The following is a 10,401-nucleotide window of genomic DNA, read 5'->3' as shown; positions in this document are numbered from 1 at the left end:
GTGGCGGCGGCGTGTTTACATATGCTGTTCGAGCGCGCGGCCGGCCGAATATTCGGCCTGTTCCTTGCCGTAGTAAGCGGGCGAGGGGAAATCCCACCAGCCGGTGACGAAGGGGCCCGCCGCATCGCGCGACGTGGTGACTTCGACAAGCGCCGGGCCGCCGCAATCGAGCGCCTTCTTCAGCGTCTTCTCGAGCTGATCGGACTCCTCGACCTTCCAGGCTTCCATGCCGAAGTTCTTCGCGACTTCCGCGATATTGGCCGTATAGGGCTCGCCATTGCCCTTGTGACGGTTGAACTCGCTGGCGATATGGCGGCCCATGAATTTGCGCTGGCCGCCGCGGATCGACATGTAGCCGCGATTATTCTGGACCAGGAACACGGCGGGAATGCCGTTCATCACCGCGGTGCCCATTTCGGGCAGCGACATCATGAAGTCGCCATCGCCCACCACCGCCACGACCTGGCGGTCGGGCTGCGCCAGCTTGGCGCCCAGCGCCGCAGGTACCGCCCAGCCCATCGGCGAAAAGGAGCCCGATGTGATGTGGGTGCGCGGCTCATAGACCGGAAAGGTCTGCTTGACGGCGCCTTGCGTATTGCCGGAGCCGGCGAGGATGATGCCGCTGCGGTCCATCACCTTGCGGAGCGCGCCCAACGGACGCTGCGAGGTGAAAGGCGCCTCATGCGAGTCGCGCCGGGGCGCCAGCATCGCTTCCCATTCGGCTTTGGCGATGCGGATATCGGTGAGGAATTTCTCGCGGCGTGCCAAAGCGCGGGCCGATTGCTGGTCGGAGATCGCGGCGATGAGCGCTTCCAGCGTGGCGCGCGCATCGGCGACGATGCCGACTTCGGTCGGATAGTTCTTGCCGATCTCGTGATGGTCGAGATCGATATGGATGAGCTTGCCGGGCGGGATGGAGAAGCTCGTGCCTTTCCGATAGCTCGACGCCGACCAGTCGGTGAAGCGGCAGCCGACCGACATCACGACATCGGCGCTGGCAGTGATCTGGTTGCCGCAGGAGGTGCCGGTCTGGCCGACGGCGCCGATGGCCAGCGGATGATCTTCGGAAATGGCGCCTTTGCCGTTCCAGGTGGAGGAGACGGCGGCGCCGACTTTCTCGGCGAGCACGGTGAGGGCGGCCGAGGCATTGGCGCTGATGGCGCCGCCACCGGCGACGATCACCGGACGCTCGGCGGAAAGGAGGAGGGCGGCCGCTTTTTCGACGGCGACCGGATCCGGATAGGCGACGCCGACTGCCATGCGATGGGCGAGGGGATGGATATCGACATCGGCCGCTTCGGTCTGGATGTCCATCGGCACTTCGACATGGACGGGACCCGGACGGCCCGACAGCATGGTGTTGAAGGCGCGATGCATGATGAAGGGCAACTCGTCGACACGGCCGGCCTTATAGGCGCGTTTGGTCACCTGCTCGGTGATGCGCGGAAAGGCGTTTTCCTGCTGGCGTTCGAGCTCCTGCATTACGCCATGGCCCTTCATATGGGTGGCGGGGCCGCCCGAGACATAGAAGGCTGGGATCGAGTCGGTGTAGCAGGTGGCGAGACCGATGATGGTGTTGGTGGCGCCCGGCCCGATCGAGGTCGAGCAGGCCATGGGCCGCCCTCCGGCGCGGAAATAGCCGTCGGCCATATGCACCGCGCTCTGCTCATGCATCACCTGGATGAAGGGGATCTCGGAGCCCTTCTCGAGGAAGGCGTCGAACAGCGACCAGATGCCGTGTCCCGGCACGCCTGCCACATAGTCGACGCCATATTCCTTGAGCGCGCGTGCTACGATCTGTCCGCCGGTGAGCTTCATGGGATTTTACCTCTCCTGTCTTGCTGGGGCTTAAGGCTGGTGCCCGCTTCACCATCAAGTTTCGGGAAAAGCCGTGCGCATGACAATTTCGCACGCACTTGATTACTGAAGCGGCTTAGCGCATGTTGTGCGCCACCTCGCGTCAGGATTGCCGCTTTTTATGGAACAGCCTTCGGATCAGATCGTCAATTTTGCCGCGAATCTGCGCCTTCTCTGCGAGCGCCAGGGCTCGATCTCGGCGGTCTGCCGCAAGATCAATCTGAACCGGCAGCAATTCAACAAATATCTGTCCGGGCTGCATATGCCCTCGTCACAGAATTTGCGCCAGATCGCGAATTTCTTCGGGCTCAGCGTGCCGATCCTGTTCACCGATCATGCCGAATTCCGCACGTTGGTCGAGGGTAATTTTTTCCACGCCATGGAGACGGTGCGCTCCTCGCCCGAGCTCAACCGCTTCATCGAGAGCATGATCGTCGAGGCGAGCGCCGATCATAAGGACATATTGGGCGTCTATGACCGCTACCAATATTCCTCGATCTATAAGGGTTTCGTGCTGCGCTCGGCGCTGTGCATCTACAAGAACCGCGAATTCCTGCAGCATTATTACATCGAGCGTTTTCCCAGCCACGACGATCCGACCAAGACCGAATATGTGTTCAAATATTATGGTTTCGTTTTCCCCGTCGCCGGCCGCCTGTTCACTGTCGATTTCGAGGGCATCCAGAACAACGAGATGACCTTCGGCGTTTTCGCGCCGGTCAAGCGCAGCTCCAACAATTTCATGTTCGGCATCGGCAGCGGCATCGCCGCCACCATGTTCCGCCAGCCTTATTCGACCAAGGTGGCGCTGCATTACCGCGGCCCCGGCCTCATCACCCGCGAGCATCTCGACAAGCTGACCGTGCTCGACCGCGGCGATCCCTCCATACCGCGCGAGGCGATGCAGTTTCTGGGCGATGCGTCCGAGATGATTCATCTGGGGTGAATCTGACGCACTGCGACGCAAAATCCGCGTTGAGTCACGCCAGTAAAGCAGCGGTCGCGCAATGGCATTGGTCACGCGCCCGACTTATGGTCGAGGGTCGGAACAGTGAGATATCCCAATGACCATCAGCACCATGATGCCTTTTTCGAATGTGGCGCATCTTGCCTTCGAGGACAAATTGAAGGCAACGCAACTGGCGGATTTTCCCGAATTGTCGCTGATGCCGATCGAGGTTGAGCGTATTCTGGCCGGCGGGCTCTCCTTCGCCGACATGAAGGCTAAGGCGGCCGATCACGGTGTGCGCATCACGAGGCTCGATCCGCTCAACACCTGGCCGCGCCTCTGGCGGCCCGACAATATGGACGAGGCCTATATCCGTACCGTCGACACGACGCCCGATGCTTTCTTCAAGCTCGCAGACGGGCTTGGCATTACCCAGATGAGTCTCAATGCGACCTTCCCGCGCAATGCCATGCCGGTGGCCGAGATCACCGAGCATTACGCCAATATCTGCAAAATGGCGCGCGAGCACGGGCTTGTCTGCGACCTCGAATTCATACCGCTCTGGGGCGTACCGACGCTCGATCTCGCCTGGGAGATCGTGAAGGGCGCCGACGCACCCAATGGCGGTCTCGTCTTCGATGTCTGGCACTTCGTGCGTGGCGGGTCGACAGCCGATCTTTTGCGCGAGATTCCCGGCCATCTCATCCATTGCGTCCAGCTCAATGACGGCCCGCTCGTTTTGTCCCCAGGCGTGTCGATCAAGGACGATTGCTACAACCGCTTTTTCCCCGGTGACGGCGAGTTTCCCAATGTCGAGCTCGTTCGCATCCTCACCGCGACGGGTGGGCTCAATGGAGTCGGCCCCGAAGTCTTCTCGCCGATGCTGGCGAAAATGAGCGTCGAAGAGGTCGCGCGCAAATCGGCGGACTCTGTCGCCCAAGTCCTACGCGCCGCCGGTGTCGACGCCTGAATTGAGCAGGCCTGCGCAGTTACCGCGTCATACCGCGTCAGGAATCACCGTTTTGCGAAATTGTGAGATGCGCCGTTCCGCGTGACTATTCCTGCCAATGAGCAGGGCCGGAGCCCCTGCCGACATTAGGGAGTGGCGAAGGATGACGGTCGACGACGGCGGATTACCGGCATGAGCCTGTCCAAACCAGTGACGGGTTCTCTGCTTTCCGCGCCCACCGTCCTTTACATGGCGGTGTTCTTCATCGTCCCGAGCCTCATCCTTTTTGCGTACAGTTTCTGGTCGGCGGCCTCCTATCAGGTCGTACCGGATTTCGTGCTCAAGAATTACCTGGGCTCGCTCACCTCGCCGCTGTTCTGGAAGGTGACCTTCAACGCCATCTCCATCGGCCTCTGGACCGCGACGATCACCCTCATTTTGGCGATCCCGGTCGCTTATTACCTCGTTTATGTCGCGCGCTCGCAGACCATTCTCTATCTGATCCTGCTGACCTGGTTCTCGAGCTATCTGGTGCGCATCTATGCCTGGCGCACGCTGCTCGGCACCAATGGCGTCCTGAATACGGTGCTCCTGCAGCTCGGCATCATCGATCATCCGGTCGGCGCCTTCCTGTTCAGCTCTTTCGCCGTGACCATCACGCTCGTCCATATCTACCTGCCCTTCTGCATCCTGCTGGTCGTCGCTTCGCTGAGCGAGATCAAGCGCGACCTGATCGATGCGGCGCGTGATCTCGGCACGTCGTCGATCGGCGCCTTCTGCAAGGTGATCGCGCCCAATGCCGCCAATGGCCTTATCGGCGCCTTCATGCTGACCTTCATCCTGGTGGCGGGCGACTATGTGACGCCGCAGATGCTGGGCGGCTCCTCGGGCCAGACCACCGGCCTTCTGATCGCCGATCAGTTCCGCAAGACCGGCAATTGGCCGCTGGGCGCGGCGCAGGCCTTCCTGATGTTCCTGGTGTCGCTCGCCATCTATTTCGCGCTCCTCACGGCGGGTCGAATGTCCGGCCTCGTCGTCCATCGCCCGCGCAAGAAGAAGGAGGCGTGAATGCTGCTCCGTCTCGTCGTCTGGACCATCCTCGCTTTCCTGGTCGCGCCGCTGATCATCATCGTGCTGTTCAGCTTTCACGCCTCTGCCTCGCTCTCCTTTCCCTTCACCGGCTTCAGCCTGCGCTGGTATCAGGAGATCTTCGGCAATACACAGCTTGCCGGCGCGGTGACGAAGAGCCTGGTCATCGCCTTCTTCACCGCCCTGGTGACGCTGGTTCTCGGCGCCTCGGCCTCGCTCGGCTGGCTGCGGCTAGACCGCGTCGGTCGCGCCGTCATCGAGGCCATGTCGGTCACGCCGATCGCTCTGCCGGGACTGTTCGTCGGCGTATCGCTGCTGGTGCTTTTCGCCCAGGCCGGCATCCGGCTGTCGACGCTCACCATCGTGATCTCGCATGTCGTCATCGCCCTTCCGATCCTTATCGTGGCCATGAAGGCGAGGCTCGCTCTGTTCGATCCTTCTCTCGAAGAGGCGGCGCGTGATCTGGGCGCCAGCCAGCGCCAGACTTTCGCGCGGGTGACCTTGCCGCTTATCGCGCCGACGCTCATCTCCTCGGCGATCCTCGCTTTCGCCGTCTCCTTTGATGAGTTTGTGGTGACCTCTTTCGTCGCCGGCACCGAGACGACCTTGCCCATGTATATCTGGTCGATGATGCGCCGTACCGTGACGCCCATGGTCAATGCCATCTCGACGCTCGTCCTCCTTTTCTCTGTCGCCATCCTGCTCGGCGCCTGGCTCATCGGCCGCTTGCGCCGCCAGTCCGCCATTTCCGCCCGCGCCGAACCCTGAAGGAAGCAGCCATGAAAGCTCCTACCCCCATCATCGAGATCCGCGACGGCAAGAAGAGCTTCGGCTCCTTCGTGGCGCTGGAGAATATCAATCTCTCCATTCATGAGGGCGAGATCCTGACGCTGCTCGGGCCGTCGGGCTGCGGCAAGACCACCCTGATGCGCCTCATCGCCGGCTTCGAGGGACTCACCTCCGGCACCTTGCGCGTCAGTGGCGAGGATGTCGCCGCAGTGCCGCCGGAACGCCGCCCGGTGAACATGGTGTTCCAGCGTTATGCGCTGTTTCCCCATCTCGACGTCTTCGAGAATGTCGCCTTCGGGCTCAAGGTGAAGGGGCTGGCGAAATCAGAGATCACCGAGCGGGTGAAACGTATGCTGCATATCGTGCAGCTCGAGAGCCTGGCCAACCGCTATATCGACGAGTTGAGCGGTGGCCAGTGCCAGCGCGTGGCGCTCGCCCGGGCGCTGGTCAACGAACCCAAGGTTCTGCTGCTCGATGAGCCGCTGGCGGCCCTCGATCTCAAGATCCGCCAGCATATGCTGGCCGAGATGAAGCGCATCCATGCCGAGACCGGCGCCACCTTCATCTATGTCACCCATGACCAGGACGAGGCGATGATCCTCTCCGACCGCGTGGTGCTGATGGAGAAGGGGCGCATCGTCCAGATCGACCGGCCGGAAGACATGTATGCGCGTCCCAAGAGCCTGTTCGCCGCGAAATTTTTAGGCGAAACCAATCTCTTCGAGACGGCGGTCGCCGACAGCGGCGCGCAAGGAACGGTGGCGAAGACCGCGTCCGGCATCGGTTTCCTCAGCCGTAACGGGGTGGGCCACAAGACCGGCGATAAAGTCGTCGTGTCGATCCGCCCGGAATCTTTCAGCTTCGCCAATAATGACGAGGGCTCGTCGCAAAAGACGCAGGGCCAGGTCGAGGATGTCGTCTTCATCGGCAGCCGCTCCTTCTACACGGTCCGTCTCGACGATCAGGCCAAAGTCCGCATCCAGGTGCAGCGCAATGGCCGGGTGAAGCCGCCGGAGCCCGGCAGCCGCGCGACGATCTATTGGGACGCCGACAATGTCGTGATGCTGCCGCAGGCCTGAGCCTGTCGCACTCTGAAGCACAAAACGCACAAGCGAGCGCCGACTATCTGGCCTTTGCGAAATTGTCGGGTCCAGGCCGTCGCCACATAATCCGCCTACTGAACGTCAACCAATAATCAATGGGGAGTTGAAATGAAGACCATCTGGTCACCCGAACAAATCATGCAAGCCGCCGCGATGAGCCGCCGGTCCTTCTTGGGCGGCGCCGCCGCGGTAACCGGCGGCCTGGTCGCCGGTCCCTTCCTTCCCAATGCCGCGCGGGCCGCCGCCTCGGGCGATATCCAGATCATGGCCTGGGAAGGCTGGGAACTGGTCGATGAGCTCAAGGACTGGCGCGAGAAGAACAATGTCTCCATCGAAGTGAGCGCCATGGGCAATCAGGACGATGTGACCAATAAGTTCAACATGCCCAATCCGCCGGCTTTCGACGCCGCCGAATACAATCAGGGTTATTCCGATCTCTATATCGACGTGATCAAGATCACCAAGCCCTTGGACAAGGCCAAGCTGCCGAATTACAGCGCCGACAATCTCTTCGACGTCTTCTATGACAAGCCGACCTGGTATCGCGATGGCAAGCTGCATGGCGTGCCTTATGCCTGGGGCCTCAACACCATCGTCTACAATCCGGCGCTGATGGAGAAGCCGACCTCCTATCAGGATCTTCTCAAGCCCGAGCTCAAGGGCAAGATCGTGCTGGTCGACGACACGCTCGTCACCTGGCCGGTGGCGGCGACACTGGCGGGCTTCGGCGCCAAATTCCCCAACCTCACCAAGGAGGAAATGGCGGCCACTTTTGAGCATCTGAAGCAATATCGCGCCCAGGCTCGTCTGATCAGCCTCACCTATGGCGACGTCGTTTCGCTGATGGTGTCGGGCGAGGTCCTCGCCTGCTTCGCCGGCTGGACCGGCATACCGACCGAAACCGCCAAGCAGGGCGTCAAGACCGAATATACGATTCCTAAGGAGGGTGCCGCGACCTGGTGCGATGCCTGGTTCATGCCGCCCTCGGTCGACAATGAAGAGACGGCTTATGAGTTCTGCAATCTGGCGATCTCGCCCGAGGTGCAGGCCAAGATCGCCACCCGCAATGCCGCCGGTGTCGTGTCGTCCAAAGCGGTCGAGCTGCTGCCGCCCGAAACCAAGGCGCTGTTCGACTATTCCGATGTCGACGGCATCTTCAAGTCCTCGCCGCTGCTCGGCATTCCGCCGCTCGAATCGACGGAGCACGCCACCTATGCCGACTGGGTCGCGGCCTGGAACGAGTTCAAGGCCGGCTGATCGCTCTTTCCATGCCCGACTACATTGTCGTGGGCGGCGGCTCCGCCGGATGCGTCGCCGCCGCCCGGCTTTCGGAGGACGCGGCAAGCTCGGTGCAGCTGCTCGAAGAAGGCCCCGAGGACCGCAGCATCGCCATCCATCTGCCGGTGATGGTCTACAAGACCGCCACCGGCAATCTGCTGCAGCGGCTGGAACAGGAGCCGACGGCGGAGAATCCCAAAGCCAAGACACCGACGATGGTGCAGGCGCGGGTTCTGGGCGGCGGCAGCTCGGTCAATGCCATGCTGTATGTGCGTGGCATTCCCTCCGACTATGACCGCTGGGCGGAAGCGGGTGCCGAAGGCTGGGCCTATGACGATGTCCTGCCTTTCTTCAGACGCGCCGAGGACAATGACTCCTTGAGCGGACCTGCACATGCGACCGGCGGTCCGCTCAAAGTGTCGAGCCCCGAATATGTGAGCCCGCTGACGCGCGTCTGGCTGAAAGCCTGCCAGGAACGCGGCATTCCGCCGGTGCCCGACTTCAACGCCGGCAACCAGGCGGGCTCGGGTCTCTATCAGCTCACCTTGCGCAATGGCCGCCGCGCCAGCGCCGCAGTCTGTTATCTGAAGCCGGCGCGTAAACGGCCCAATCTCTCCGTCTCGACCAACAGCCGCGCCGTCAGGCTCATCGTCGAGAACAAACGGGTCACCGGCGTTGAATATATGAAAGGCGGCGAACGCATAATCGCCAGAGCAGAGCGCGAGGTGATCGTGGCGGCAGGCGCCATCAACTCGCCGCGCCTTCTGATGGTGTCGGGCATCGGCCCCGGCAAACATCTGAGCGAAGTCGGCGTTCCGGTCATCCATGACCTGCCGGGCGTGGGCCGCAATCTGCAGGATCATATGGACGTCTATCTCGTCTATGAGCTTTCCGGTGACCACGGCTACGACAAATACAAGAAGCTCCATTGGAAGGCGTGGGCGGGCCTGCAATATGCGCTGTTCCGCCAGGGACCGGTCTGCTCCAACATCATCGAAGGCGGCGCCTTCTGGCGCGTGAATCCGGATGATCCATTCGCCGATGTGCAATATGCCTTCCTGGCCGGCTCGGGCGTCGAGGAGGGCGTACGGCCTGTGAAGGGCGCCAGCGGTTGCACGCTCAATGCCTGCCAGACCCGGCCGCGCTCACGCGGCTTCGTCGAATTACGCTCGCCCGATCCCTTTGCGCCGCCGCGCATCGTGCCCAATTATCTTTCCGATCCTTATGATCTCGAGACCATGGCACGCGCCGTGAAGCTCGGCCGTGAGATCATGTCTCAGCCGGTACTGAAGCCTTATATCCGGCGCGAGATACTGCCCGAGCATCCGCTCGCGACCGCGGAAGATTATCGCCAATATGTGAAGGACCAGGCGCAGGGCGCGTTGCATCCGACCGGCACCTGCCGGATCGGAGCCGATCCGATGGCGGTGGTCGACAGCAAGCTCAGGGTGCATGGGTTGTCGGGCCTTCGTATCGCCGATGCCTCGATCATGCCTTATGTGCCGTCCGGCAATACCAACGCACCGGCGATCATGGTCGGCGAGCGTGCCGCCGATTTCATCCGCACCGGCCGCAACGATATGAGGACCTGATGCGCCTCTCCGCCTGTATCGAGATGTTGTTCGTCAAGGAAGAACCGGACGTCGCGAGTCGTATGCGTCTTGCCGCCGAGGCGGGATTCGACAGGATCGAGTTCTGGCACTGGCGCAACAAGGACATTGAGGCCATCGACAGAGCACGACGTGAGCTCGGTCTCGCCATCACCGGTCTGCTGGCCGAGCCGGTGGCCGACCTGACCGATCCCGCGTGCCACGATGAGTTCCTGGCCGGCCTCGAACTGAGCATCGCCGTGGCTCGGCGTCTCGCGGCGCCGGTGCTGATCGCGCAGGCCGGGAATGAGCTGCCGGGACAGCCGCGCGCTGAGCAGCACCAGGCGATCATCGTCGCGCTCGGCCGCGCCGCCGGCCTCCTAGCCGGTACCGGCGTGGTCCTGGCCCTCGAGCCGCTGAACACGCGCATCGATCATCCGGGTTATTATCTCTCCTCGACCGAGGAAGGGCTCGATATCGTCGATGCCGTCGGCCACCCGGAGATCAAGCTGCTCTACGACATCTATCATTCGATGGTGATGGGCGAAGAACCGTCACACGTGCTGGCGGGCCGGATCGACCGCATCGCGCATCTCCATATCGCCGATCATCCCGGCCGGCATCAGCCGGGCACCGGCGGGCTCGCTTTGGCCGAGGCACTCGCCTGGATCGAAGGTCAGGGTTATGCCGGCGCGGCGGGCCTGGAATTCGTGCCCAAGGGGGCGACGCTACCGGCGGTTGCCGAGACACGCGCTCATCTAGCGACGTGACGCTGGCGCGGCTCTTCCGACTCGGCTA

At 62.2% G+C, this 10,401-nt stretch carries 9 protein-coding genes; 8 read left to right on the top strand and 1 reads right to left on the bottom strand.

Going from position 1 to position 10,401, the window contains the following annotated elements; genetic code table 11:
* Window positions 1-15 precede the first annotated feature (15 nt).
* Complete coding sequence (locus tag JHL16_RS30745; protein WP_200188681.1) at window positions 16-1,818, bottom strand: thiamine pyrophosphate-binding protein; 1,803 nt, start codon at window positions 1,816-1,818, stop codon at window positions 16-18.
* A gap of 160 nt (window positions 1,819-1,978) precedes the next feature.
* Here JHL16_RS30745 and JHL16_RS30740 point away from each other — a divergent pair, with 160 nt between their 5' ends.
* The 8 genes from JHL16_RS30740 to JHL16_RS30705 all read left to right on the top strand — a co-directional run bounded on the left by JHL16_RS30740 (window position 1,979) and on the right by JHL16_RS30705 (window position 10,373).
* Entirely contained in the window at window positions 1,979-2,803 is an 825-nt protein-coding gene (locus JHL16_RS30740) for a helix-turn-helix domain-containing protein (RefSeq protein ID WP_137854384.1), read from the top strand.
* Between the two features lie 118 nt (window positions 2,804-2,921).
* Window positions 2,922-3,776 carry a sugar phosphate isomerase/epimerase family protein gene (locus tag JHL16_RS30735; RefSeq protein ID WP_200188680.1) on the top strand — a complete coding sequence of 285 codons (855 nt, stop codon included), beginning with the start codon at window positions 2,922-2,924 and terminating at the stop codon, window positions 3,774-3,776.
* A gap of 171 nt (window positions 3,777-3,947) precedes the next feature.
* The gene (locus tag JHL16_RS30730; protein ID WP_200188679.1) at window positions 3,948-4,823 is read left to right on the top strand and encodes an ABC transporter permease; all 876 of its coding nucleotides are present in this window, start codon (window positions 3,948-3,950) and stop codon (window positions 4,821-4,823) included.
* On the top strand, window positions 4,824-5,612 hold the full coding sequence (locus JHL16_RS30725) for an ABC transporter permease (RefSeq protein WP_200188678.1): 789 nt from the start codon (window positions 4,824-4,826) through the stop codon (window positions 5,610-5,612). It begins immediately after the preceding gene.
* Window positions 5,613-5,623: 11 nt separating this feature from the next.
* Complete coding sequence (locus JHL16_RS30720) at window positions 5,624-6,712, top strand: ABC transporter ATP-binding protein (RefSeq protein ID WP_200188677.1); 1,089 nt, start codon at window positions 5,624-5,626, stop codon at window positions 6,710-6,712.
* A 132-nt stretch (window positions 6,713-6,844) separates the two neighbouring features.
* Window positions 6,845-7,993, top strand: coding sequence for an ABC transporter substrate-binding protein (locus JHL16_RS30715; RefSeq protein WP_200188676.1), 1,149 nt, complete (start codon window positions 6,845-6,847; stop codon window positions 7,991-7,993).
* An 11-nt stretch (window positions 7,994-8,004) separates the two neighbouring features.
* Window positions 8,005-9,606 carry a GMC family oxidoreductase gene (locus JHL16_RS30710; RefSeq protein ID WP_200188675.1) on the top strand — a complete coding sequence of 534 codons (1,602 nt, stop codon included), beginning with the start codon at window positions 8,005-8,007 and terminating at the stop codon, window positions 9,604-9,606.
* Window positions 9,603-10,373 carry a TIM barrel protein gene (locus tag JHL16_RS30705; protein ID WP_200189636.1) on the top strand — a complete coding sequence of 257 codons (771 nt, stop codon included), beginning with the start codon at window positions 9,603-9,605 and terminating at the stop codon, window positions 10,371-10,373. Before JHL16_RS30710 ends, JHL16_RS30705 begins: the two co-directional genes overlap by 4 nt.
* The last annotated feature ends 28 nt before the right edge of the window (window positions 10,374-10,401 follow it).

Source organism: Taklimakanibacter albus (assembly GCF_016595235.1).
Taxonomy (GTDB): domain Bacteria; phylum Pseudomonadota; class Alphaproteobacteria; order Rhizobiales; family Aestuariivirgaceae; genus Taklimakanibacter; species Taklimakanibacter albus.
The sequence above is the reverse complement of the archived record's forward strand: the minus strand, read 5'-3'. Positions and strand labels throughout refer to the sequence as shown.

Coding starts and splice junctions, on each gene's coding strand:
- JHL16_RS30745 (WP_200188681.1), bottom strand. CDS start 1,818: ATGAAGCTCACCGGCGGACAGATCGTAGCACGCGCGCTCAAGGAATAT.
- JHL16_RS30740 (WP_137854384.1), top strand. CDS start 1,979: ATGGAACAGCCTTCGGATCAGATCGTCAATTTTGCCGCGAATCTGCGC.
- JHL16_RS30735 (WP_200188680.1), top strand. CDS start 2,922: ATGACCATCAGCACCATGATGCCTTTTTCGAATGTGGCGCATCTTGCC.
- JHL16_RS30730 (WP_200188679.1), top strand. CDS start 3,948: ATGAGCCTGTCCAAACCAGTGACGGGTTCTCTGCTTTCCGCGCCCACC.
- JHL16_RS30725 (WP_200188678.1), top strand. CDS start 4,824: ATGCTGCTCCGTCTCGTCGTCTGGACCATCCTCGCTTTCCTGGTCGCG.
- JHL16_RS30720 (WP_200188677.1), top strand. CDS start 5,624: ATGAAAGCTCCTACCCCCATCATCGAGATCCGCGACGGCAAGAAGAGC.
- JHL16_RS30715 (WP_200188676.1), top strand. CDS start 6,845: ATGAAGACCATCTGGTCACCCGAACAAATCATGCAAGCCGCCGCGATG.
- JHL16_RS30710 (WP_200188675.1), top strand. CDS start 8,005: ATGCCCGACTACATTGTCGTGGGCGGCGGCTCCGCCGGATGCGTCGCC.